Genomic DNA, 25,200 nt, shown 5'->3' with positions numbered 1-25,200 from the left:
TGGGTCGGTCGGTGGGTCCTGCATGGGCAGGCCGACCTCCAACGGATCCGGGCCCCGCCCCGGCTCTACTGAATGTGCCACGGTGAAAAGAGTAAACGCGAAGGACGTACGAGGTCACAACAGGTGCATAGCCATCGGGTCTCGTTCGCTCCGGAGAGCACGGAAATCCTCATTCTGTCGACCTGCTCGGACGCCTGTCTCCTGTTTGCCGTGATCGGGCCTGTTTCCCCAGGCCACGAATATGCCTTGCGGGCTGCGATAGTCTTGGTCTATGCGTGCCGCGACCCTGCTTATCGGGCCGCATCGGCCTCCCTGCCCCTGAGCGCCCTGCCGATGCGGCCGCCCTCCGCGTGAGCGGGGGGTTTTTGCATTGGGCCAGGCGGGTCAGACCATCCACGCAGACATACCCCGAGGGAAAATCGACGTGAGCGAGCGAGCCGACATGCAGAGCGACGAGCAGCACTATGACCCGCAGGCCCTGCAGGTCAAGTGGCAGCGCCGGTGGGAGGAACTGGACCCCTTCCGGGCCGGTGACGACCCCGCCGACCCGCGTGAGCGGCGCTACATGCTCGACATGTTCCCCTACCCCTCGGGTGACCTGCACATGGGACACGCAGAGGTGTTCGCCATCGGCGACGTCGTCTCCCGCTATTGGCTGCAGCGCGGCTACAACGTGTTGCACCCCATCGGCTGGGACTCCTTCGGCCTGCCCGCGGAGAACGCCGCGATCAAGCGTGACGCCCACCCCGCCGAGTGGACCTACGCCAACATCGAGACCCAGGCCAACTCCTTCAAGCGCTACGCGATCTCCTTCGACTGGTCCAGCCGCCTGCACACCAGCGACGCCGAGTACTACAAGTGGACTCAGTGGCTGTTCATCCGCTTCTTCGAGCGCGGCCTGGCCTACCGCAAGGGCGGACTGGTCAACTGGTGCCCCAACGACCAGACGGTGCTGGCCAACGAGCAGGTCAAGGACGGCAGGTGTGAGCGCTGCGGTGCCGAGGTCATCCGCCGCGAGCTGACCCAGTGGTACTTCAAGATCACTGACTACGCGGACCGGCTGCTGAACGACATGGCCCAGTTGGAAGGGGGCTGGCCCGAGCGCGTGCTGACCATGCAGCGCAACTGGATCGGCCGCTCCGAGGGTGCCGACGTCAATTTCGTCATCGAGGGCCGTGACGAGCCGGTCACCGTTTACACCACCCGCCCCGACACCCTGTACGGCGCGACCTTCTTCGTGGTCGCCCCGGACGCGCCGCTGGCCGAGGAGATCGTCGCGGAGGACCGGCGCGAGGCATTCGAGGCGTACCGGGCCGAGGTGTCGAAGCTGTCCGACATCGACCGGCTGTCCACCGAGAAGGAGAAGACCGGCGTCTTCCTGGGCCGGTACGCGATCAACCCGGTCAACGGTGAGCGCATGCCGGTCTGGGCGGCCGACTACGTGCTGTCCGACTACGGTCATGGCGCGATCATGGCTGTGCCCGCGCACGACCAGCGCGACCTGGACTTCGCCCGCGCCTTCGACCTGCCGGTACGGGTCGTCGTACACACCGGCCTGGCCGACCCCGGTGAGACCGGCATCGCCACCGCCGGGAACGGTGCGATGGTCAACTCCGGCCCGCTGGACGGTCTGACCAAGACCGACGCGATCCGGAAGATCATCGAGGTGCTGAGCGAGCGGGGCACCGGCCGCTTCACCGTCAACTTCCGGCTGCGCGACTGGCTGCTGTCCCGCCAGCGCTTCTGGGGTTGCCCGATCCCGATCATCCACTGCGCCGACTGCGGCGAGGTCCCCGTCCCCGACGAGCAGCTGCCCGTCACCCTGCCCGACCTGCGCGGCGAGGCCCTGGCGCCCAAGGGCGTCTCCCCGCTGGCCTCGGCGGAAGAGTGGGTCAACGTCTCCTGCCCCAAGTGCGGCGGCCCGGCCAGGCGCGACACCGACACGATGGACACCTTCGTCGACTCCTCGTGGTACTTCCTGCGCTACGTCAATCCCTCCTACGAGGACGGCCCGTTCGACGTCGAGGGTGTCCGCAGGTGGGGCCCGATCGACCAGTACGTCGGGGGCGTCGAGCACGCCGTGCTGCACCTGCTGTACTCCAGGTTCTTCACCAAGGTCCTGTACGACATGGGCATGGTCGACTTCGTCGAGCCCTTCACCCGCCTGCTGAACCAGGGGCAGGTCATCAACCAGGGCAAGGCGATGTCCAAGTCGCTGGGCAACGGCGTCGACCTGGGCGAGCAGATCGACGCCTACGGGGTCGACGCGGTCAGGCTGACCGTCGTCTTCGCCGGCCCGCCCGAGGATGACATCGACTGGGCCGACGTCTCGCCGGCCGCGTCCCAGAAGTTCCTGGCCCGGGCGTTCCGCGTCATGGCCGAGGCGGGTGCGGCCTCCGCCCCCGGTGTCGACTTCGCAGGCGGAGACCTGGATCTGCGCAAGGTCGTGCACCGCACGGTCGACGAGGTCACCAGGCTGGTCGACTCCCACCGCTTCAACGTCGCGGTGGCCCGGATGATGGAGCTGACGAGCGCGACCCGCAAGGCCATCGACTCCGGGCCCGGCGCCGCCGACCCCGCGGTCAGGGAGTCCGCCGAGACGCTGGCGGTCATGCTCTCCCTGGTCGCGCCGTACGCGGCGGAGGAGGGCTGGGAGCGGCTGGGGCACAGCGGCTCGGTCGCGGTCGCGGGCTGGCCGGTGGCGGATCCGGCGCTGCTCGTCCAGGACTCCGTCACCTGCGTCGTTCAGGTCGCGGGCAAGGTGCGCGACCGGCTGGAGGTCTCTCCGGAGATCTCCGAGGGAGATCTGGAGGCGCTGGCGCTGGCATCGGAGAAGGTCCGGTCCTTCCTGCCCGGCGGCACGCCGCGCAAGGTCATCGTCCGAGCGCCCAAGCTGGTCAACATCGTCCCGTAGACGTTCGAGAGGGGACGTTCGAGAGGGGCGCCCGTCCGGTGTGCGCCCCCCGAGCTTTCATGGGCGGGCCGACCTCTGGCCCGCCCGGCTCGGGCTCTGCCGTCCGGTCGTCGCACCGCCACCCGAAAATCGTCGCACCGCCACCCGAAAACACGCCGGGCGACCGGCACCCCGATATCGGGGTGCCGGTCGCCCGGCGTTTCGCGCGTCCCTTGGAGTGTTGACGTGCAGGTCGAAGGTGCGTGCTTCAGAGCTTGCGGAGGACCGCCACGACCTTGCCGAGCACGGTGGCCTCGTCACCCGGAATCGGGTCGTAGTTGGAGTTGTGCGGGACCAGCCAGACGTGGCCGTCCCTGCGCTTGAAGGTCTTGACCGTGGCCTCGCCGTCGATCATCGCCGCGACCACGTCACCGTTGTCGGCCACCGGCTGCTGGCGTACGACCACCCAGTCGCCGTTGGCGATGGCGGCCTCGATCATCGAGTCTCCGGTCACCTGGAGGAGGAAGAGCGTGCCCTCGCCGACGAGTTGCTTGGGCAGGGCGAAGACATCCTCGATGCTCTCCTCGGCGAGGATCGGGCCGCCGGCGGCGATCCGGCCGACGAGTGGCACGTAGGCGGCGGTCGGGCGGCTGACCGGGGTCTCGTCCTCACCGGAGTCGGGATCCACCCACAGCACGGGCTCGCCGGGAAGGCGCACCTCCAGGGCACGGGGGCGGTGCGGGTCACGCCGCAGATAGCCCTTGCGCTGCAACGCCGTCAGCTGGTGCGACACGCTGGAGGTGCTGGTGAGCTGAACGGCCTCACCGATCTCCCGCATGGACGGCGGATAACCGCGCTGCTGCACGGAGTCGCGGATCACCTCAAGGATCTTCCGCTGCCTGGGGGTGAGGCCAAGGGAGTCACGCCTTCGCACCGCCAGGTCGCTGGCGGCCGAACCGTTCTCGTTGTGCTGGCTCATACGAACTCCTCGCCTCCCGGTCTGTATCTGATGTGTCGCACACAGCGACCATATAATGGCCGAAGATCATACTCAAACAATTGTTCGAATGTCCTCGATATCGGCCACGCCGTGGTGTACAACATCGTACGGGAGTTCGATCGACATCGTGTTCGATTCACCGATCTTTCTTCGACATGTGTTCGGCCAGGTCGAGGGGATGGGGGCCACCGTGAAACCGACCGCGACGACACCACGATCCATGGCTGTGCCGAGACCCCGGACGGCGCGGCGATCATCGGGGGCACCGGGGGCACCGGGAGTACCGCGCCTACGCCTTGTGCCGCCACCGAGACCGGAGCCGGAGCCCACGCCGGAGCCTGCGCTGGATCCCGGCAGAGGGGCCGGGGGCGGGCGGGGCGCGGAAGGCGGAAGGGGGCCGGGGCGGCTCGGGCGGGAGCAGGCGGTCGGGCGGCCGCGCGATCCGAAGGCGAGGTCGGGGGCCGGGTGCGAAGCGGGGCCGCGACTCGGGCGTGGAGCGAGAGGTGGGCCCGGGCGAGAGCGGGGAGCCGGGCGAGAGCGGGGAGCCGGGCGTGGGGCAGGGCCGAAGCGGGCGCCGGGATCGGGGGCGGCTCGTGCGGGGGGTGTACGCCGCCCGGGGGTCACCCGCTCCCGGACCGTCGGGCGGCCGCTCCGGCTCACCCGGCGTGGGAGGATCGTGGCGGTGGTGGTGCTCGCGCTGTTCACCCTGGGGGTGCTCTGGATCGGCGGGCGCATCGACACGGCCCTGGCGGGCGAGCGGACAGGTCCTGAGGGCCTGCCCCGGATCACGGTGCACGCGGGCGACACGCTGTGGGAGATCGCGGACGCGCTGACGCAGGAGGGTGACGCCGGTCGGACGGTCCGCCGCATCGTGGACCTCAACGGGCTGGCCGGATCCGCGGTGCGGCCCGGAACCCGGCTCTATCTCCCCGAGGGTCTCATTCGCTGAGAAGGGGGGCGGTCGGTGGGGCGCGTGGGAGTGATGGGCGGGGCCTGGGGAAGGTGTGGGTGGGCCATGCGAAGAGGGTTCGCCGGGGCTCCTGCCTGACAGATCGGCCGGGACGCGTGTGAGGGAGGGGGTGTGCGGGGTGGAGGGCATTGCCCGATGGGCGACACGCCGAGACGTGACGGCTGATCAGCGACTTCGCGTGGCGGGGTCCTTTCAACTTGCGTTCATGGTCGCGCACTTCTACCGTTAGACCACAACATCTAGTGGCTGCACCGCAACACTTCACCACAGATTGTGTTTCCATTACCGCATCTCGACTATTCGAGGGGCGTGCGCGAGCGTCTCGACACGCACGTCGTGGGGCAGGTGAGGTGGGTGAGCCGCTCCCGCAGGTCAAGGAGGCGACGCGCGTGCACTGTCCGTTCTGTCGTCATCCGGACACGCGAGTCATCGACAGCAGGGCCACCGAGGACGGTGGTGCCATCCGCCGCAGGCGCACGTGCCCGGAGTGCGGGCGCAGATTCACCACGCAGGAGACGGTCCTGCTCATGGTGGGCAAGCGCAGTGGCGTGACGGAGCCGTTCTTCAGGGACAAGGTGATCGCCGGGGTTCGGCGGGCCTGCCAGGGGCGGCCCGTCGGCGAGGACTCCCTGGCGCAGTTGGGCCAGCGGGTCGAGGAGAGCATCCGGGCCACCGGATGTGCCGAGATCGCGGCTCACGAGGTCGGGCTGGCGATCCTGGGTCCACTCCGCGAGCTGGACGAGGTGGCGTACCTGCGGTTCGCCTCCGTCTACCGGGGGTTCGAGACCCTGGCCGACTTCGAGGCGGAGATCGAGCAGCTCCGGGCGGGGCGCTCCAGCGAGCAAGACTGAGAAAGACCCTGGGCGCCGGGGGTGAGCGGCGTGTTGGTGTGGTCCGATTTGAGGGCTCGCGGAGCCCCAGGAGGGGGAAGTCATGACGGAGACCGCCGGTGCGGTGGCACGTGGGAGCAAGCGGCCGCGCAAGGGCCTGAGGATGAAGCGCATCTTCACCACCCCAGGCGTGCATCCTTATGACGAGTTGCCCTGGGAGCGCCGTGACGTCGTCATGACCAACTGGCGCGACGGCTCGGTCAACTTCGAGCAGCGCGGCGTCGAGTTCCCCCAGTCGTGGTCGGTCAACGCCGCCAACATCGTGACCACCAAATACTTCCGCGGTGCGGTCGGCACCCCGCAGCGGGAGTGGAGCCTCAAGCAGCTGATCGACCGGGTGGTGGGCGTCTACACCCGTACGGCGGTCGAGCACGGCTACTTCGCCGGCGAGGAGGATGTCGAGATCTTCGACCACGAGCTCAAGCACGCTCTGGTCAACCAGGTCTTCAGCTTCAACTCCCCCGTCTGGTTCAACGTCGGCACCGCGTCGCCGCAGCAGGTCAGCGCCTGCTTCATCCTGGCCGTCGACGACCAGATGGAGTCGATCCTCGACTGGTACAAGGAAGAGGGTGTGATCTTCAAGGGCGGTTCCGGTTCCGGCGTCAACCTCTCCAGGATCCGCTCCTCCAAGGAGCTCCTCTCCAGCGGCGGCACCGCCAGCGGCCCGGTCTCCTTCATGCGCGGAGCGGACGCCTCGGCGGGCACCATCAAGTCCGGGGGCGCCACCCGCCGCGCCGCCAAGATGGTGGTCCTCGACGTCGACCACCCCGACATCGAGGAGTTCGTCGAGACCAAGGCGCGCGAGGAGGACAAGATCCGCGCCCTCCGCGACGCCGGGTTCGACATGGACCTGGGCGGCAAGGACATCGTCTCCGTCCAGTACCAGAACGCCAACAACTCCGTGCGCGTCTCCGACGAGTTCATGCGCGCGGTGGAGAAGGGCGAGGAGTTCGGCCTGCGCGCCCGCCTCACCGGCGAGGTCATCGAGAAGGTCGACGCCAGGAGCCTGTTCCGCAAGATGGGCAAGGCCGCGTGGGAGTGCGCCGACCCCGGCCTCCAGTACGACGACACGATCAACGACTGGCACACCAGCCCCGAGACGGGCCGTATCACCGCCAGTAACCCCTGCTCGGAATACCTGCACCTGGACAACTCCTCGTGCAACCTGGCGAGCATCAACCTGCTGAGGTTCCTGAAGGACGACGACACCTTCGACATCGCGAACTTCGTGAAGATCACCGAGCTGATCATCACCGCGATGGACATCTCCATCACCTTCGCCGACTTCCCGACCGAGAAGATCGACGAGACCACTCGCGCCTACCGTCAGCTCGGCATCGGCTACGCCAACCTCGGCGCGCTGCTCATGGCCACCGGCCACGCCTACGACTCCGAAGGCGGCCGGGCCCTCGCCGGAGCCATCACCTCGCTGATGACCGGCGTCTCCTACCGCCGCAGCGCCGAGCTGGCCGCGGTCGTGGGCCCGTACGACGGCTACGCCCGCAACGCCGAGGCGCACAAGCGGGTCATGCGCAAGCACAACGACGCCAACGAGGCGCTGCGCACGTTCGAGAAGATGGACGGGGACATCCACCACGAGGCCTCGGGGCAGTGGGCCGAGTGTCTGCGGCTCGGCGAGAAGAACGGCTACCGCAACGCCCAGGCCTCGCTGCTCGCGCCCACCGGGTGCCTGACGGGTGAAACACTGATTACCACGGACCGAGGGCTCGTCCGCCTGGCCGAGATCGCGAACGTGTACGGCGATCGCTGGCAGGACCTCGACATGATGGTCTCCACCGACGAGGGGCCGCGCCGGGCTACGAAGTTCTTCGTCAACGGCGAGGAGCCCACCCGTCTCATCCGCACCCACGGCGGCTACCGCGTCCAGGGCACGCTGACCCACCGCGTCAAGGTCGTCGACAGCGCGACCGGAGTGTGGGAGTGGAAGCGCCTGGCCGACATCGAGCCGGGTGACCTCGTCCCCATGCAGCTGCAGACCCTCGTCGGTGAGCGCCGTGCGGTTCCCCTGCCCGTGCTCGACCAGGCGTACGGAGCCGAAGACCGCTCCATCGTCGTCCCCGACACGGTGTCGCCGGAGCTGGCCGAGCTGGTCGGCTACTTCATGGGTGACGGCAGCCTGCACGCCAAGGGCGTCCGGTTCTGTGTCGCGGACGCCGACCTCGATGTGGTCGAGCGTCTCCGCATCCTGTCCAAGGAGCTTTTCCACCTCGAACCGGTGCTCACCCAGCGGGAGGGATACCAGGAGGTCGTCCTCCAGTCGGTGCGGCTCGCGCGCTGGTGGCAGGCCTCCGGTTTCGCGAAAGAGCTTCCCGGTATCGACCACTCCGGCAAGGGCTGGACGCCGCGGGTCCCCTCGGCGATCCTTGAGACCAACGACAGCGAGATCTACGGTGCCTTCCTGCGTGGTCTCTTCGAGGCAGACGGCGCCGTCCTGGAGGGCGTGCCGAGCCTCTCGACGGCTTCGGACTCCTTCGCGGGTGAGATCCGGACCCTGCTTCTCGCCCTCGGCATGGCCACCACGACCCGTGAAACGGTCAGTGGCTTCGGCGGGCCGATCTTCCAGGTGCGGTTGCGCAACGTCGACCACGCCCTGAGCTTCGACGAGATCGTCGGGTTCATGGGAGACCGCAAGAACAAGCTCATGGCCGAGCTGGAGCCTGAGCGGTCCGCCAGGAAGGACCAGGTGTTCCTGCCCCGAGAGGTGTGGGAGACGATCCTGCCCGAGGGGCATTCCCTGCGCGGGACCGTGCTCCAGTCGGTTCGCAGGAGCGGCGGTGTCGCTCGCATGCCGGCCAAGCAGATCTTCGCCGAGTTTCTCGACGAGCGGCTCGGCCACGCGCTCGGCTACCTCTTCGAGCGAGTCGAGGCGAACGAGGACGGCGGAGTGCAGCCGACCTATGACCTGTCCGTCCCGGACAACGTCACCTACGTGGCCAACGGCATGGTCAGCCACAACACCATCGGCCTGATGATGGACTGCGACACCACCGGCATCGAGCCCGACCTCGCCCTGGTCAAGTTCAAGAAGCTCGTCGGCGGCGGCTCCATGCAGATCGTCAACCAGACGATCCCGCGCGCGCTCCGGCAGCTGGGCTATCAGGAGGAGCAGGTCGAGGCGATCGTCGAGTTCATCGCCGAGCACGGCCACGTCGTCGACGCCCCCGGCCTGCGCCGCGAGCACTACGAGGTGTTCGACTGCGCCATGGGCGAGCGCGCGATCGCTCCCATGGGTCACGTCCGCATGATGGCCGCGGCCCAGCCGTTCCTGTCCGGTGCCATCTCCAAGACCGTCAACCTCCCCGAGTCCGCCACCATCGAGGACATCGAGCAGGTCTACATGGAGGGCTGGAAGCTCGGTCTGAAGGCCCTCGCGGTCTACCGCGACAACTGCAAGGTCGGTCAGCCCCTTTCGGCCTCGGGCAAGAAGACCGAGGACAAGAGGATCGAGGACAGGAGGATCGAGCAGCAGGAGGCTTCGGCCGAGCCGGAGATCCAGGTCGTGGAGATCAGCCGCCCGACCCGTCGCCGGATGCCGAACCAGCGCCCCAGCACCACCACCCGCTTCACCGTGGGCGGAGCCAAGGGCTACATGACCGCCTCCTCCTACCCCGACGACGGCCTCGGCGAGGTCTTCCTGAAGATGTCCAAGCAGGGCTCGACCCTCGCGGGCGTCATGGACGCGTTCTCGGTGGCCATCTCCATCGGCCTGCAGTACGGGGTGCCGCTGGAGACCTACGTCGGCAAGTTCGTCAACATGCGCTTCGACCCGGCCGGCATGACCGACGACCCGGACATCCGGATGGCGGCCTCGGTGATGGACTACATCTTCCGCCGCCTGGCCCTGGACCACCTGCCCTACGACGACCGCGCCGCCCTCGGTGTCTTCTCCGCCTCCGAGCGCGCCGCTCAGCAGCGTGGCGAGGACCCGGCTCCGATCCACACCGACGAGGTCATCGCCGAACTCGCCACCTCGGCCCCCATCGAGGAGCCCCAGCCTCGCCCCGAAGCGGTGCCGGTGGAAACCCCGCGGCGGGTCGGCTCCCTGGAGTCCCACCAGGGCCGCACCGCCGACGCGCCGCTCTGCATGACCTGCGGTACCAAGATGCGCCCCGCGGGCAGCTGCTACGTCTGCGAGGGCTGCGGCTCCACCAGCGGCTGCAGCTGAAAATGGGCCGAGTTGCATCGGATACAACGTGCTGAATGTCCGTTGTGGGGGATGGCTCGGCCTGGTTAAACGTGGTTGTCCTTTGGCTTCGCAGCCGGAACCGGAGGATTGCCCAGGTTCGTCTCAGCCGCTGATAGTTGGCGGCTGAACGGCGAACGCCTGGCCTTGTAGGGGCCAGGCGTTCGGTGCGGCACTGAACTGATGTCAATGCGCTGGGTCAGATCACGCATGACATCAGCTTTCGGGTCGCGATGCAAATTAGACCCGGAGGGGGGTGTTGATCATTCCAAAGAATCCTCGTCAGACCGGCGCAAAGGCTGCTTCAGCCGCTGCTAAGGCCCTGACCAGCGCGAATGCGACCAAGGCGGAGAAGTCCGCTGCGGCCAGCGCACTGTCGCAGGCTCCCAAGAGCACCGGCCAGACCGGCGCGAAGGCCGCTTCGGCCGCCGGCAAGACGCTGGCGAACCCGAATGCGACCAAGGCGGAGAAGGCTGCCGCAGCCAGCGCGCTGGCGCAGACGCCGGTCCGCCCGAAGAAGAAGTAGCACGCGGCTGCTCGGGGCCTACACCCGGGCAGCCGCCCCGCTGAACGCCGTCTCCGACGGCTGCTCCGCATACTCAGAGCTTGCCGTGTCCTTGTCTTTTGATCACATCAACCACAACAATGTTGCGGTGAATACAACGGAAGCTCGTGAGGGTCATGTCAGCCGCTTGGCCGGGTCCGCCGGCTTGGAACTCGTCGATGGAGTGGTCCACCTCGACCCTTCAAGCGCGGTGTTCGAGGCGATGCTGCTGGGCTGGGCACGCCAGCAACGCACTCGTTTCCTCAACGAGGAGGCGACGATCAAACCGCGGATGTCGCTGGTGCGGCGTTTGGCTGACTTCACGAACCAGTACCCGTGGCAGTGGCAACCTGCCGATGGTGAGGCGTTCATAGCTCACCTGCGGTCCCCGAACCGCAAGAAGCCGGTCGTTCTGTCGACAGGGCGGGGCTACGAGACCACCCTCGCTCTGTTTATGGACTTCATCACCGACCGCCGCTACGGATGGGCGGCGGAGTGCCTGGAGCGGTTCGGACAGACCCCGCAGCAGATCTTCCACGAGGACAATCGTGTCGCCCACGTGGCCGAATACGAGGGCCAGCCTGATCGCCGCCCGTTGACCTACGACGAGGTCCAAGCCCTGTTCGACGCCGCCGACAGCCGAGTTGAGGAGGCCCAGACTCGGGGCCGCAAAGGCGCGTTGACCGCGATGCGCGACTCCGCCCTGCTCAAGACGGTCTACGCCTACGGGCTGCGGCGCAACGAGGCGCGGATGCTCGACCTCGCCGACCTTCGGCGGGCTCCGAAAAGACCGCAGTACGGCAAACACGGCGGCCTCTACGTCCGCTACGGCAAGGCCTCCAACGGCAGTCCGCCCAAGCGCCGCACGGTGTTCACGGTCAAGGAGTTCGACTGGATCGTTGACGTGCTCGACCACTGGTGCACCGAGGTCCGCCCCGCCTTCTCACCTGGCAAGCTCGCCGCACTGTTTGTCACCGAACGCTCCAGCCGCATGTCCCTGCGCGGCGTCAACATGGCTTTCACCACGGCCAGAGACGCCGCTGGCCTACCGCCCGAACTGGATCTGCACTGTCTGCGGCATTCGTACATCACGCACCTCGTGGAGTTCGACTATCCCGAGAAGTTCGTGTCCATGCAGGTCGGCCACAGCTACGCCAGCACGACCGCGATCTACACCGGTGTGTCCGACGAGTACCGCAACCGGGTGATCCAGCGCGCCCTGAAGGACCGCCACCCTGACCTCTGGGAGAGTCAATGATCAAGAAAATGGGGATCACCTGGAACCTGCGCAAGCTCATGGCCGACCGCGACATGTTCCAGACGACGGACATGGTCCCGCTACTCGCCGAACGAGGCGTCCATCTCTCCCGCGAGCAGGTCTTCCGGTTGGTCACCCAGCCCCCGCAGCGGCTGTCGATGGACACCCTCGCTGCGCTCTGCGACATCCTTCAATGCACCCCGAACGACTTGATCGAAGTCGAGACGGTCAATGCCCAGGTCAGCAAGGCTGTCGGAGACACGGACCGTCCTGCGCCGCAGGTTCGGCGGACCACGATCCGTCGACCGGGCCAGTGAGCCGCACCCGCGACGAGCGCAGAGTCGCAGAACGCCACGAACGACGCGTCCGGATCATCAATGCGCTCACCACCCGCCTGCCTGACCTGGACGCGGAGGCCGCGTCGGACGCACTGCTGCAGGCGCGGGCCGAACGCGGCGTCGCCCAGCGGGAGCTCGACGAGCACTTGGCCGCGCATCCGGACGCGCTCACCTCCGGCGATCCACGTTGCCCGGCCGTGATCGTGCGCCTCGCGCAGGCCCTGCTCGCCGCCGGACACACCGGTGTCACCTCGCCCGGTTGCTCGGAATGTCGACGCACCGGCATCACGCTGCCCCGCAGCGGCCCGGGCGGCCGGATCTGCCAGGCATGCGCCGCACGAAGCTCCCTGAACAAGAAGCCGTGCGGGCGCTGCGGTCGCACCGCCAGGATTTCCGCTCGGCGCGACGAAGGTGGCATCTGCTATTCCTGCTACCGCAAGGATCCGCAGGTCACCGAGGACTGCGCGGGCTGCGGACGTTCGCGGATGCCCGCCACCCGGCGCTCGGATGGCAAGCCGCTCTGTGAAGCCTGCTGGACTCCGCCCGCGCATACCTGCACCGCCTGCGGTCGCGTCGGCCGCGCCCATTCCCTCGGCTCGGCCGGGGCGCTCTGCCCGACCTGCTACCGCCACCTTGCCCAGCCTCGCCGGACCTGCGGGAACTGCGGCAGGCACCAGCAGATTGTCCGCCGAGCCACTACCAACAGCCCTGACCTCTGCTGGAACTGCGCGACCCCGGCCGCAACCCCGTGCTCAACTTGTGGGCAGGTCCGCCCCTGCACCAAGAACTCTCAAGGGCGGCTCGTCTGCCGCACCTGTCGGCCCCGGCCCACCAGTGTGTGCTCTGCTTGCAGCCAGGTTCGCCCCGTGCACGCCCACTGGCCCCGCGGACCGGTCTGTGGCGCCTGCTATGTCCGCATCCTCGACCACTCCGATGAGTGCCACCTCTGCCACGAGCAGCAACCTCTGATCGCAAGGGACGACAGCGGTCACAACATCTGCGGCCCATGCGCCGGCATGCCCGGCATCTACACCTGCCTGGCCTGCGGCAAGGGCGGACGCCTCTACGCTGATGGCCGCTGCCCCCGCTGCGTGCTCTTGCTCCGCCTCGAAGAACACCTCGCTGGACCCGATGGCCAGGTCTCCTGCCAACTCCGTCCGCTGCAGGACGCGCTGGCCGCCGCAAACGACCCCCGCGGTGTCCTGTGCTGGCTGCGGCGAAGCCCGAACGCACACCTACTGGGCGAACTTGCCGCAAGCGGAAAGCCGCTTAGTCACGACCTTTTAGACGAACTCCCGCCCAGCCGCTACGAGCACTACGTCCGGCAGACTCTGGTTCACACCGGCGTGCTGCCCGAACGCCACGAAGACCTCGACCGGATCCCCGCCTGGCTGGATCAACTCCTGGCCGACCGGCCTACCCAGCACGCCGCCCTGATCCGACCGTTCGTCCACTGGTTCCTGCTCAAACGGGCCCGCCGCCGAGCCGCCCACCGGGGACGACCCGCCATGGCGGGCACCTACGTCCGCACCCGGGTCCGCGTCGCCCTGGAACTGCTGACCTGGCTCGACGAGCACCGACTCGCGCTCGGGGACCTCACCCAAGACCGCCTCAACCAGTGGCTCGCGGACGGCAGCACGCGCAACTACTCCATCCGCTACTTCCTAAGCTGGGCCGCCAAACGCGACCTCCTGCCGGAGATGACCATCCCGTCCATCCCTCGCCAGGATCCAACGCGGATCTTGGACGAGGATGAGCGCTGGCACCAGCTCAGCCTCTTGCTGAACGACGCCACACTGCCGCTGGACGTCCGGGCCGCCGGCGCTTTGGTGCTGCTTTTCGGGCTTCCGACCTCACGCATCCGGCATATCCACACCGGGCACCTGCACGAGCATGACGGTCAGATGCACCTCAACGTCGGCTCACCTGCGTTGCTGATCCCGCCCAAGCTGGCCAGGCTGTTGAGCCAACTCGCTGAAGGCCAGAGCCGACAAGCCAGGATCAAGACCGACGGCCCCGGGCAGCGTTGGCTCTTCCCCGGCCTGCTACCAGGGCGCCCAGCCGCCCCGTCTGGGTTCAGCCGCAAGCTCCTCGACCACGGGATCGACGCTCGGCCGGCCCGCAACGCGGCCCTCATCGCGCTCCTGGAGGATGTTCCGCCCCCGATTCTGGCCGATCTCCTCGGCCTCCACATCAACACCGCAGTTCGATGGGCCAACATCGCCAGACGCGACTGGACCGACTACCTTGCCGCCCGCGACCAGGACACGACGAATACCGCACCCTCTGAATAAGTGCACGTCCCCAGTATTCCAGGCAGAAAAGCAGCGTTGGACACGGAAGCCAAATCTGCATAGTGCCCGGTAGCAAAGGGGGTCGGAGTTGAGTCCGGCCCCCTTTTGGCGTTTTCCGATGCGTGCCGACCCCGGTGATCCTGCTGTTCCTCACCTGGAAGGCCTCCGGCGGCGAGTAGGCCCGAGACCACCGGCGACCGGGCCGTGGACGTGGCGGCGGTCGGCGCCGGGGCGTGGGAAGGGGCCGGAAACGGAGAAAGACCCGCCCGGGCGGGTCTTTCGCGATGGAGGTCAGGCGGCGGAGGTGGGGCCGCTCGTCTGTGGAAAGCGCAGAACGTTGCGGCCGGTGTAGGCGTTGAGGTCGACGACCTTGGCGTCGCCGGTCACTCCACGGCGTGTCGCGGAACGGATATCCCTGATCTTGAGCCGTGCGACATATGGTGGCACGACCACAAGTCTCTTCATTGAGCCCCCCGGCGTGATGGTTCCGTTATATGAAATATCTACAGATCGCCGCATAAGACTGCCGTAAAGACCGGGTCAATAGGGGAGTGGGCGACCTGAGGGAGATCTCAGATCCAGGCCAAAGGCGCGGGCGGGACGGTTTGTGCTCCGCCGCCGGATGATCCTGATGCGTCGAATGATCTTCCTCCCCTCCTTGGGCTCGCCGTGCTATGCGTCACCTGACACCGGCGTGCCCGAGGCTTGCGGGCCCGGCACGCGCGAAAGTCCGTGCAAGCCAACCTAGCCCGCCCCCGCCCTGTGGATCAACCGGTTTGGCTACGGAGGGCTTCGGAGGTCATGCGTACGGTGATGGCGGTGCGGGTTCGGAGGTCATGCGTACGGTGTTGGGTGGTGCGGGTTCGGAGGTCATGCGTACGGTGATGGCGGTGCGGGTTCGGAGGTCATGCGTACGGTGTGGGTGGTGCGGGTTCGGACGTTGATCGCCGAGATCGTCACGACTCGCGTCGCCGGCACCTCGGGCCGGCCGCGGCGGCCCGCTCCCGGCCGCCACGACACGACGTGTTTTTCGCGGTGTAGGCGCGCCGGACGCGGCATGCCCGGTGCCGGCCCGGATACTGTGGCGACCGGCCGGCCCGTGACGTCCCCGATCTCCGAACGGTCACCCCGCCCAGCCGGAGGCAGGCATCCTGGTCGGTGTTCCCGGCCTCGTCGACGCCGCCCAGCGGGCCACGGGCCATGTCGTCCGCGAGAGTTTCGTCACCGTTCACGCAAGGAGGACGAGACGTGTGCAGAATATCCGGCACTCCGCGAACTTCGTCATCCTCCAGGGCGTCCAATCTGCCGTTGAACGGAGTGTGAGTTGAGCACGACACTTATCGACGGTGATCCGCAGCGGTTGGGCGGTTACTGGCTGGCCGGGCGGTTGGGCGCGGGTGGTCAGGGTGTGGTCTACGAGGCGTACGACGCCGCCGGCAGGCGTGTCGCGGTGAAGGTGTTGCACGGTGACGCCGGGAGCGATCCGGAGCTGCGTGAGCGGTTCGGTCGTGAGGCCGCCGCGGCGCGCCGGGTGGCCTCGTTCTGTACGGCGGGGGTGCTGGACGCCGATCTGGCCGGGCCCAGGCCGTACATCGTCAGCGAGTACGTCGAGGGCCCCAGCCTGCGCAGGGCCGTCGCCGAGGGGCGCCGCTTCACCGGAGGCGACCTGCACCGTCTCGCGACGGCGATCGCCACCGCGCTGACCGCCGTCCACGAGGCCGGGGTCATCCACCGCGACCTCAAACCCGACAACGTCCTGCTGGGCCCGGACGGCCCCCGCGTGATCGACTTCGGCATCGCCCGCACGGATGACATGTCACTGACCGCGACCGGCATGGTGGCGGGCACTCCGACCTACATGGCCCCCGAGATCTTCATGGGCCGGCGCGCGAGCGCCGCCGTCGACGTCTTCGCCTGGGGCGGGATCATGGTCTTCGCCGCGACGGGTGCCGACCCGTTCCGGGCGGAGAGCCTGGGCGGGATCATGCACCGCGTGCTGTCGGTACAGCCTCAGCTGGACATGCTCCCCGAGCACCTGCGGCCGTTCGTCGCCGCCTCGCTCGCCAAGGATCCCGCCTCCAGGCCCACGGCGAGGGACCTGCTGCTCGCCCTGGTCAGCGGGGACGGTGCCATCGACACACCGAGGCTGCTGGCGGCGGGCAGCGACGCCGGGGCCCAGATCCGCGCGGCCTCCGCCGACCCCGCGCTCGGCACCCTCGCCGAGGACGCCTACGTCGCGCTCGGCCCCGCCGAGCGGGAACTCGCCCCCGAGATCTTCCTGCGGCTGGTCACCGTGACCGACGACGACCAGCTGGTCGTACGGCAGGCGCGGTGGGCCGAGCTCCTCGACGGGCGCGAGGAGGGTGAGGTGACAGCGATCCGGCGCCTGGTGGAGGTGTTCTCGTACCTGATCGCCCACGACGAGCAGGAGGTCTGGCTGTCGCGGCCCGCACTGCCGCAGGCCTGGCCGAGGCTGCGGATGTGGGTCCAGGCCAATCGGGACGGCCTGGCCGTGCACCGCGGCATCCTGACCGCGGCGCGGCGCTGGGAGGCCCAGGGGCACCGGGACGGAGACCTGTTCCAGGGCAGCAGCCTGGAGAACGCCATGCGGTGGGCGGCCACGGGGCGCCGCAACATCACGCTCAGCCCGGTCGAGCGGGACTTCCTGGAGGCGGGTGCCGCCCTCACCCGGCGCCGCGCCCGCCGGGGCCGGGTGCTGTCCGGCACGCTGGCCGTGCTACTGGTCGTCGCGCTGGTCGCCGGGGTGCTCGCCGTGCAGCAGAGCAGGGTGGCCGACGCGCGCAGCGACGTCATCGCCTCCCAGCGTGACCAGGCGACGGCCGCCCGGCTCGCCGCGACGGCCGACGCGCTGCGGATCGCCGAGCCGGTCAGGGCCATGCTGCTCAGCGTGGCCGCCTGGCGGCTGGCGCCGGTGACCGAGGCCAGGGCGAGCCTGGCCGGTTCGCTGGCCCAGCGGGAGACGGCAGCCTTCCACGACCCGGCCGCGGGAATCCAGACCCTCAGGGCGCTGAGCGCCGACGGGCGCACGCTCGTCAGCGTGAGCGACGGCGAGGCGCGCTTCTGGGACGTGCGGACCGGAAGGCGCACCGGCGGTTTCACCGGCCTCGGCGACGACCTGCGCGGCATCGCGCTGAGCCCGGGCGGCGGGCTGCTGGCCGTGATCAGCGGCCTGAGGCTGAAGGTCTGGAACGTGCGGACCGGCAGGCCGACGGGGTTCTCCATCGCCGTCCAGGGGCGGACCGCGGGCGGTGACACCGGGGTGTTCTTCGGGCAGTCCGACGACTGGCTCGTGGTCACTCAAGGGCAGGGCCTCTCTCTCTGGAACGTCGTGACCGGTAAGGAGCTGTCGCCGCCCGTGGCCACCAGCGGCTTCGACATCTCGGCGGACGGGCGCGGGTTCGCGACCGGCGACCTCGACGGGGAGGTGGCGGCCTTCACCCTGGAGGACCTGCGCAGGATCCCGCTGGGCAGCCGCTGTAACGGCTGCGGGCCGCGCGTGGCCTACAGCCCCGACGGCGTGACCGTCGCCGTGGCCAGAGGCAGGCGGATCGAGTTGCGCGACGCGTCCACCGGGGCCGACCTGGATCGTTTCTTCGAGGAGGGTGCCACCGGCGGCCTCGTCTTCAGCTCCGACGGGCGCTTCCTGGCCTCGGCGCTCGATACGGCCCTGCGGGTCTGGCGGGTCCAGGACGGCCGGCTGCTGCTCACCCAGAAGATCGACGCGTACCAGCCCGTCGTGGCCTTCGACCCGGACGGGCGCACCCTGCGCTACCTCACGGAGGACTCGGTGACGAGCCTCGACGTCTCCGCGCTGACCAGGCCCGTCACGCTGAAGGGGCCCGGGACCGGCTGGGCGGCCCTCAGTCCCGACGGGAGGCTCCTCGCCTCCAGGGACGACAGGGCGAGCGAGGTCGTGATCCGGGACGTCCGGCGGCGCGCCCGCGTGGGCTCGCTGGAGGTCGGGCCCGAGGGCGCCGACGGCTTCTTCGAGATGGCCTTCAGCGCCGATGGCGGGCGGCTGGTGGCCAACACCGGAGGGGACGGTTCCCGGCTGACCGTCTGGGACACGGCCACCTCCAAGCGGATCGCCGCCGTCGCCACCGCCCGCGCGGGCCAGGTGCCCGCCGTGGCCATCAGCGCCGACGGCACCGCGGTGGCCTCCTACACCCTCTACTACGACTCCGACGAGGCGCCCGGCGGGGAGATCCACGTCTGGGACGTGCCCAGCGGCCGACTCCGCTGGTCGCGGGCGCAGGAGCTGGTCGATGGGCTGGTGTTCACCCCGGACGGCAGGGCGCTCGCGGTCGCGGGCGGCGACCACCGGTTGCTGGACGCGAAGACCGGCGAACCGTTCGGCGACACCTACGGCTCGCCCGGCGTCGGCATCCCGACGATCGCGCTGGCCTTCGGCGAGGACGGAGCCCGCTTCGCCATCGCCGATCAGGTCGGGCGGATCTCGGTGTTCGAGACCCGGGGCAGGGACCGGGTGGGCACCCTGATCCGGAGCGAGCGGGGCGCGGGGGCCGCCCTGACGTACTCGCCCCGCGGCGATGTCATCGCCGCGGCGGTGAACGAACGGTCGGTGGGGTTGTGGGACGTCGCGACCGGGCGCCGCCTCGGCCAGCCGATCGTCGCGCAGACCGGCGATCTCCAGTCGCTGGCGTTCAGTCCCGACGGGGCCAGGCTGGTCGTCGTCGACTCGGCAGGCACCCTGGACGAGTATCCGGTCGAGCCGGAGGCGGTGGCGCGGGCGGTCTGCGAGCGCGCGGGCCGCACCCTCTCGCGCGAGGAGTGGCGCACCTACCTCGGCGACCTGCCCTATCGCAACGTTTGCCGCGGTTAGAGAAACTTTTTCTCCAGGAGTCGCATCAAACACCGCATGAGAGTGGCGCGGGAACTGATCATGGGTGATCCGCAGCGGTTGGGCGGCTACCGGCTGGCCGGGCGGTTGGGCGCGGGTGGTCAGGGTGTGGTCTACGAGGCGTACGACGCCGCCGGCAGGCGTGTCGCGGTGAAGGTGTTGCACGGTGACGCCGGGAGCGATCCCAAGGTGCGTGAGCGGTTCGGTCGTGAGGCCGCCGCGGCGCGCCGGGTGGCCTCGTTCTGTACGGCGGGGGTGCTGGACGCCGATCTGGCCGGGCCCAGGCCGTACATCGTCAGCGAGTACGTCGAGGGCCCCAGCCTGCGCGGGGCCGGCCGGATCTTCGGTGGTGACGACCTGCACGCCCTCGCGACGGCGATCGCCGTCGCGCTGACCGCCCTCCACGACGTCGGGGTCGTTCACCGCGACCTCACCCCCGACAACGTGTTCCTCGGCCGGAGCGGACCCCGGATCGTCGGATTCGGGGTGAGTCCCGGCTTGAGAGCCTCGCTGACCGCCACCGGGCTCAGGCCACGCGCGCCGTCGTACACGGCGCCCGAGGTGTTCACCGGCGGCGAGGTGGGTCCCGCCGCCGACGTGTTCGCCTGGGGCGGGATCGTGCTGTACGCCGCGAGCGGCACGGATCCGTTCGCGGCGGGCAGCCTGGGCGCGGTGATGCATCGGATCCTCGCCCTCGATCCCGACCTGAGCCCGCTGCCCTGCCCGCTGCGGACCCTGGCCGCCGCCGCGCTCACCAAGGACCTCCGCGCCAGGCCCGCCGCCCGCGACCTGCTGCTCGCACTGATCGCCGCCGGGCCGGCCGCTCCCCGGACGGACGCGCCGGGGCTCGAGACGGCCTCGCTGCTGCGGGCGGGTGCCGAGGTGGCGGCCAGGGTCCGCACGGCCTGCGACGATCCTGGGCTGGGCGCGCTGGCCGAGTCGGCGTTCGCCGCGCTGGACCCGGCGGACCGGGAGCGTGTGCCGGCGGTGTTCCTGAGACTCGTCGCCATCGGTGCCGACGGGCAGGCGGTCGCCCGCGAGGCCAGGGCTCCCGCCGGGTCCGAGGGCGTCCTGCACGGCTTCGCGGGGCTGGTCGAGCACCGGGGCGACAGGGTGTGCCTGGTCCACCAGGCGCTGCCCTACGCCTGGCCCCGTCTGGGGGAGTGGATCGACGCCAACCGCACCCGGCTCGTGGCGCGTGAGAAGTTCGCCCGGCTGCTCCCCTTGCTGCTGGCCGCCTCGGCGGTGTTCGCGCTGGTCGCGGGAGTGATCGCGCTGGGATGGATTGACTGACCGGCGAATACCTGGGTAGGACTTCACCGGAAATGCCGCGAGTTTTCGGGGGGAAACATGGCGAAGTGTGAAACATGCGGTAACGACTATGAGATGAGCTTCGAGGTGCATACCCAGGGCAAGGTGCACATCTTCGACAGCTTCGAGTGTGCGATCCAGCGGCTGGCGCCGATCTGCGAGCACTGCGAGGTCCGCATCGTCGGACACGGCGTCGAGGCGGGCAGGCGCTGGTTCTGCTGCGCCAACTGCGCACGCCAGGAGGGCGCGACCGCGATAGTGGACCATGTGGGGGCGACGGTGTAGGGCGGTAACGACGCGGGGCGGCGGCGTGGGGCCGTGTGACATCGGAGGCGGTGCGGATCAGCCGGAGGGCGAGGCGCCTGGGGCCCCGCTACGAGGCGGGGTGCCGGTGCGCGGAGCCGGCGGAGGCGGCGTGAGGCGGTATTAACAAGACCGCCATGGTGCGGACCGCAATGACTATGGCTGAGATCGCCTCATGCGTTCACACTGATCCCTATGTGGGATTTTGATGTCCTTGTTCTTGGTTCCGGGCCAGGTGGGCAGAAGGCCGCGATCGCCGCCGCGAAACTCGAACGGCGCGTCGCGCTCGTCGAGCGGCGCAACATGCTCGGCGGAGTGTGCATCAACACCGGCACCATCCCCTCCAAGACGCTGCGTGAGGCCGTCCTGCACCTGACCGGCCTCAACCAGCGTGGCATGTACGGCCAGAGTTACCGGGTGAAGGACGAGATCACCGCGGCCGACCTGGGCATCCGCACCCAGCACGTGATCGGCCGGGAGATCGACGTGATCCGCAGCCAGCTGTCGCGCAACCACGTGGCGGTGCTCAGCGGGATGGGCCACTTCGTCGACCCGCACACGGTCGGCGTCGTCGACGAGCACGGCCACGAGACCAAGGTCACCGCCGACAAGGTCATTATCGCCACGGGCACCCGGCCGGCCCGCCCCGACACCGTGGAGTTCGACGACCACACCATCATCGACTCGGACGGCATCCTGAAGCTGCAGGACATCCCCGACTCCATGGTGGTCGTCGGGGCCGGGGTGATCGGCATCGAGTACGCCTCGATGTTCGCCGCACTGGGCACCAAGGTGACAGTGGTGGAGCGTCGCGACCGGATGCTCGACTTCTGCGACCTGGAGATCGTCGAGGCGCTCAAGTACCACCTGCGCGACCTGGCGGTGACCTTCCGCTTCGGTGAGACCGTCGCCGCGGTGGAGCGCCGCTCCAGGGGGGCGCTGACCGTGCTGGAGAGCGGCAAGAGGATCCCCGCCGAGACGGTGATGTACTCGGCCGGCCGCCATGGCATGACCGACGAGCTCGCCCTGGAGAGCGCGGAGCTGGCCGCCGACGCCCGAGGCCGTATCCAGGTCGACGAGCACTACCGCACCACAGTGCCGCACATCTACGCCGTCGGCGACGTCATCGGCTTCCCCTCCCTGGCGGCCACCTCCATGGAGCAGGGCCGGATCGCCGCCCACCACGCCTGCGGGGAACCGCTGCGCGGCATCCACCACCTGCAGCCGATCGGCATCTACACCATCCCCGAGATCAGCTTCATCGGCCACACCGAGGACGGGCTGACCGCCTCCCACGTCCCCTTCGAGGTCGGCATCTCCCGCTACCGCGAGCTGGCCAGAGGCCAGATCATCGGCGACACCTACGGCATGCTCAAACTCCTGGTCTCCCCGGAGACCCGCGCCCTGCTCGGCGTGCACGTCTTCGGCACCGGCGCCACCGAACTGCTCCACATCGGCCAGGCGGTCATGGGCTGCGGCGGCACCATCGACTACCTGGTCGACGCCGTCTTCAACTACCCCACCCTGGCCGAGTCCTACAAGGTCGCCGCCCTGGACGCCATGAACAAACTCCGCCGGGTGGCCCGCTTCGAGCTTTGAAGCACGCCGCACCCGTCGCGAAGGTGAGGGGCGGGCAGCCCTTCCCAGCCGTCAGGGCGGCCTACGCAGGACGGCGTCGAGGGCGTCGCCCCGTGAGTCGCCCCGTGACCTGCGTTTCGCGCCGCCTGCGGGAGCCGTGAGCGTCGCAGGAGAGGAGACGGCGGCGCCGAAGTGATCAAAGGGCCGCACCGCTCATCGTGGGCCGTACCGTCCAGGGGGCTCAGCTTTCGGACGGGGCGTCCTTCCGGCCGGCCACGAGGGTGTCACCGGCCTTGCCGGGTGCGGGCGGCGCGGAGGGTGCGGGCGGCGCGGAGGGTGCGGAGGGCGCGGGCGGCACGGAGGGTGCGGAGGGCGCGGTACCGGAGGAGGGCTTGCGGGTGCGCGTGCGCGGACGGGGTGCGGCGGGGAACTCCGCGGTGTCGACGGTGCTCTCGGCGGCGGTCGGAGCGGGCTTGTCGGTATCGGCGGGCTTCTTCCCGGCGGCGGGCAGGGCGGGCGCCGAGGGGGTCTCCGGCTCGCGCAGCGCGGCGATGACGTCGTCGGCCTCGGTCTCGGCGGCGAAGTCCTCGGCGGCCTCGGCCTCACGGCGCTTGATCACCACCATGTGGTCGACCGACAGGCGGCCCGCGCCGCCGACCGCGAGCAGTATGGAGGCGGCCCCGAGCGCCACGATCAGCTTGACGTCGCCCCCGGTTAGCGGCAGGCCCGTCTCACCGCTGGCCAGCACGAACACGGCTAGGGCCTCGGCGAACAGCAGCAGTCCGCACGCGGATACGGCGAGACCGGCCACCAGCAGCGCGCCGCCGATGAGCTCCGTCAGCATGGTGGTGGCGGCCCACACGCCTGGCGCGGGTGCACCCAAGGTCGTGAACTGCCCGGCGGTGGCGGTCAGGCCCGCTTCGAGCTTGTGCCAGCCGTTGGCGAAGAAGATCCCGCCCACCCCCAGCCTGGCGGCCAGGGAGGCGAGATCATGGAGGGTTCGTCGCACGGTTCCTCATTCTGGTTAGATTCACCGTTCCTGCCCAGGCTTGACCGATAGATGACCGAGCGAGGGACTTCCAAACCCTTCACTGGGAGTCACTCTCCTCTCTGTCGGAACTGTCGGAACGGCGGGGCACCAGGAGCATCACGGCCAGCGCGGTGGATCCGAGCAGGAGCACGCTCACCAGGATCGTCGAGTGCAGGCCCGAGACGAACGCGACGCGGGCCGAGGCGAGCAGCGTCTCCCCGACGCCGCCGCCGATCTCCCGCGCCATGTGCGCGGCGGAGGCGAGTGACTGGCGGGCCTGGTGCATCGTCTCGGGGGCGACGCCGGGGACCGGGGCCAGCGAGGGGGCGTACACCACCGTGGTGATCGTGCCGAGCACCGCGACCCCGAGCCCGGCGCCCAGCTCGTAGGCGGTCTCCTCGATCGCGGCGGCGCCGCCCGCGCGTGACTCCGGAGTGGCCGACATGATCGTGTCGGAGGCGGCCAGCAGGGTGACCTGGATGCCGAAGCCGATGCCGATGAAGCAGAACGTCAGGGCCATCGGATGTCCCTCGGTGCCCCAGGCCAGGGTGGGGGCGAGGGACAGGGCGGTCAGCGCCAGCCCGCCGCTCATCGTGATGCGCAGGCCGAACCAGTGCAGTAGCCGAGCCCCGGCCAGACCGCCCGCGACCGAGGCGATCATGAGTGGGAGCATCCGTACGGCCGCCCCGAGCGGGCTGTCGCCGAGGACCAGCTGGAGGTACTGGGCGAGCATGAGCTCCAGCCCGACCAGGGCGAAGACCGTCAGCAGCACACAGCCCACCCCGGCGCAGAACGCCCGCCGTCTGAACAGGCCCAGGTCGATCAGGGGGAAGGTCAGCCGCCGCTGCCTGCGTACGAACCACACCAGCATCCAGATCCCGAACACCAGGACCGCCACCCCGCCGAGATGCCCGGCTCCCGTCTCCTTCAGGCCGAAGGCCACCCCGAGGATGCCCAGCACCGACAGCAGCGCGCTGAGCGCGTCCCACGGCCGGTCGGTGCGCCTTCGGGACTCGGGAAGGAGTCTGATGGCTGCGGGCAGCAGGAACATCAGGATGGGGACGTTGATCAGGAAGACGGCGCCCCACCAGAAGTGCTCGATGAGCAGCCCGCCGACGAGCGGGCCGACCGCGGCCCCGGCCGCCGCCACCGCGCTCCACACACCCAGCGCGACCGCTCGCTCGCGCCGGTCCGTGAAGACCTGCCGGATGATGGAGAGGGTGGCCGGCATGATCATGGCTCCGCCGACGCCGAGCAGCGCGCGCGCCGCGATCAGCGTGAGCGGGGTCGGGGCGAAAGCGGCAGCCGCCGAGGCGACGCCGAAGACCAGGTACCCGGCCAGCACCAGCCGTTTGCGCCCGTAGCGGTCACCGAGCGTGCCGAAGGTGAGCAGCAGCGGCGCGACCACCAGCGAGTAGACGTCGATGATCCACAGCAGCTGCACGGAGGTCGGCTCCAGGGCCGCCGTCAGCGTGGGTACCGCGATGTGCAGCACCGTGGCGTCCACCGCGATCAGCAACAGGCTGAAGCAGAGCAGGACGAGGATCGACCACCGGCTGGCCCCGGGTGCCCGTGGGCCGCCGTCCCCACCCCTGGCTTTGGCCATGATGGTGGTCATGGGCCGCTCAGGAATTGTCAGCCTGGACGAACATACGTCGCAGCCTAGGCGAAGTGCGGCGGTGCGCGGGGTGGCATTCGATGATGG

16 protein-coding genes are annotated in these 25,200 nt (G+C 69.4%); 12 read left to right on the top strand and 4 right to left on the bottom strand.

The window, feature by feature from the left end; genetic code table 11:
• Window positions 1–442: 442 nt before the first annotated feature.
• Window positions 443–2,914: a leucine--tRNA ligase gene (gene leuS, locus OG884_RS05025; protein WP_326646863.1), complete on the top strand. Its 2,472-nt coding sequence runs from the start codon at window positions 443–445 to the stop codon at window positions 2,912–2,914.
• A 247-nt stretch (window positions 2,915–3,161) separates the two neighbouring features.
• Here leuS and lexA read toward each other — a convergent pair whose 3' ends face one another.
• Window positions 3,162–3,872 (bottom strand): transcriptional repressor LexA, encoded by a 711-nt coding sequence (gene lexA / locus OG884_RS05020; protein WP_326642606.1) that lies wholly within the window; start codon window positions 3,870–3,872, stop codon window positions 3,162–3,164.
• Window positions 3,873–4,569: 697 nt separating this feature from the next.
• Between lexA and OG884_RS05015 the strand changes: the two genes are divergently transcribed.
• The 7 genes from OG884_RS05015 to OG884_RS04985 all read left to right on the top strand — a co-directional run bounded on the left by OG884_RS05015 (window position 4,570) and on the right by OG884_RS04985 (window position 14,391).
• Window positions 4,570–4,842 carry a LysM peptidoglycan-binding domain-containing protein gene (locus tag OG884_RS05015; protein ID WP_326642604.1) on the top strand — a complete coding sequence of 91 codons (273 nt, stop codon included), beginning with the start codon at window positions 4,570–4,572 and terminating at the stop codon, window positions 4,840–4,842.
• 410 nt (window positions 4,843–5,252) lie between these two features.
• Window positions 5,253–5,714 (top strand): transcriptional regulator NrdR, encoded by a 462-nt coding sequence (gene nrdR / locus OG884_RS05010; RefSeq protein WP_326646862.1) that lies wholly within the window; start codon window positions 5,253–5,255, stop codon window positions 5,712–5,714.
• Between the two features lie 82 nt (window positions 5,715–5,796).
• Window positions 5,797–9,939, top strand: coding sequence for a vitamin B12-dependent ribonucleotide reductase (locus tag OG884_RS05005; RefSeq protein ID WP_326642602.1), 4,143 nt, complete (start codon window positions 5,797–5,799; stop codon window positions 9,937–9,939).
• Window positions 9,940–10,213: 274 nt separating this feature from the next.
• Window positions 10,214–10,483, top strand: coding sequence for a hypothetical protein (locus tag OG884_RS05000; protein ID WP_326637189.1), 270 nt, complete (start codon window positions 10,214–10,216; stop codon window positions 10,481–10,483).
• 184 nt (window positions 10,484–10,667) lie between these two features.
• Window positions 10,668–11,759, top strand: coding sequence for a tyrosine-type recombinase/integrase (locus tag OG884_RS04995; RefSeq protein WP_326637187.1), 1,092 nt, complete (start codon window positions 10,668–10,670; stop codon window positions 11,757–11,759).
• Window positions 11,756–12,076 carry a helix-turn-helix domain-containing protein gene (locus tag OG884_RS04990; protein ID WP_326637185.1) on the top strand — a complete coding sequence of 107 codons (321 nt, stop codon included), beginning with the start codon at window positions 11,756–11,758 and terminating at the stop codon, window positions 12,074–12,076. The genes OG884_RS04995 and OG884_RS04990 overlap by 4 nt, the downstream gene beginning before the upstream one ends.
• Complete coding sequence (locus OG884_RS04985; protein ID WP_326637182.1) at window positions 12,073–14,391, top strand: hypothetical protein; 2,319 nt, start codon at window positions 12,073–12,075, stop codon at window positions 14,389–14,391. The genes OG884_RS04990 and OG884_RS04985 overlap by 4 nt, the downstream gene beginning before the upstream one ends.
• 291 nt (window positions 14,392–14,682) lie before the next feature.
• On the opposite strand, the gene OG884_RS04980 is transcribed toward OG884_RS04985, so the two are convergent.
• Window positions 14,683–14,838, bottom strand: coding sequence for a hypothetical protein (locus tag OG884_RS04980; RefSeq protein ID WP_326642600.1), 156 nt, complete (start codon window positions 14,836–14,838; stop codon window positions 14,683–14,685).
• An 877-nt stretch (window positions 14,839–15,715) separates the two neighbouring features.
• Between OG884_RS04980 and OG884_RS04975 the strand changes: the two genes are divergently transcribed.
• The 4 genes from OG884_RS04975 (at window position 15,716) to sthA (ending at window position 22,486) form a co-directional block, all read left to right on the top strand.
• Complete coding sequence (locus OG884_RS04975) at window positions 15,716–19,255, top strand: WD40 repeat domain-containing serine/threonine protein kinase (protein ID WP_326642598.1); 3,540 nt, start codon at window positions 15,716–15,718, stop codon at window positions 19,253–19,255.
• A 36-nt stretch (window positions 19,256–19,291) separates the two neighbouring features.
• Window positions 19,292–20,566 (top strand): serine/threonine-protein kinase, encoded by a 1,275-nt coding sequence (locus tag OG884_RS04970; RefSeq protein WP_326642596.1) that lies wholly within the window; start codon window positions 19,292–19,294, stop codon window positions 20,564–20,566.
• Between the two features lie 57 nt (window positions 20,567–20,623).
• On the top strand, window positions 20,624–20,869 hold the full coding sequence (locus OG884_RS04965; RefSeq protein ID WP_326642593.1) for a hypothetical protein: 246 nt from the start codon (window positions 20,624–20,626) through the stop codon (window positions 20,867–20,869).
• 213 nt (window positions 20,870–21,082) lie between these two features.
• A complete protein-coding gene (gene sthA, locus OG884_RS04960; RefSeq protein ID WP_326642591.1) occupies window positions 21,083–22,486 on the top strand; it encodes a Si-specific NAD(P)(+) transhydrogenase in 1,404 nt (467 codons plus the stop codon).
• A gap of 220 nt (window positions 22,487–22,706) precedes the next feature.
• On the opposite strand, the gene OG884_RS04955 is transcribed toward sthA, so the two are convergent.
• Both OG884_RS04955 and OG884_RS04950 read right to left on the bottom strand, forming a co-directional pair.
• The gene (locus OG884_RS04955) at window positions 22,707–23,474 is read right to left on the bottom strand and encodes a DoxX family protein (RefSeq protein ID WP_326642588.1); all 768 of its coding nucleotides are present in this window, start codon (window positions 23,472–23,474) and stop codon (window positions 22,707–22,709) included.
• Window positions 23,475–23,553: 79 nt separating this feature from the next.
• Window positions 23,554–25,113, bottom strand: coding sequence for an MFS transporter (locus tag OG884_RS04950; RefSeq protein WP_326642586.1), 1,560 nt, complete (start codon window positions 25,111–25,113; stop codon window positions 23,554–23,556).
• Between the last annotated feature and the right edge of the window lie 87 nt (window positions 25,114–25,200).

It is taken from the genome of Streptosporangium sp. NBC_01755 (assembly GCF_035917995.1).
Taxonomy (GTDB): domain Bacteria; phylum Actinomycetota; class Actinomycetes; order Streptosporangiales; family Streptosporangiaceae; genus Streptosporangium.
The sequence above is the reverse complement of the archived record's forward strand: the minus strand, read 5'-3'. Positions and strand labels throughout refer to the sequence as shown.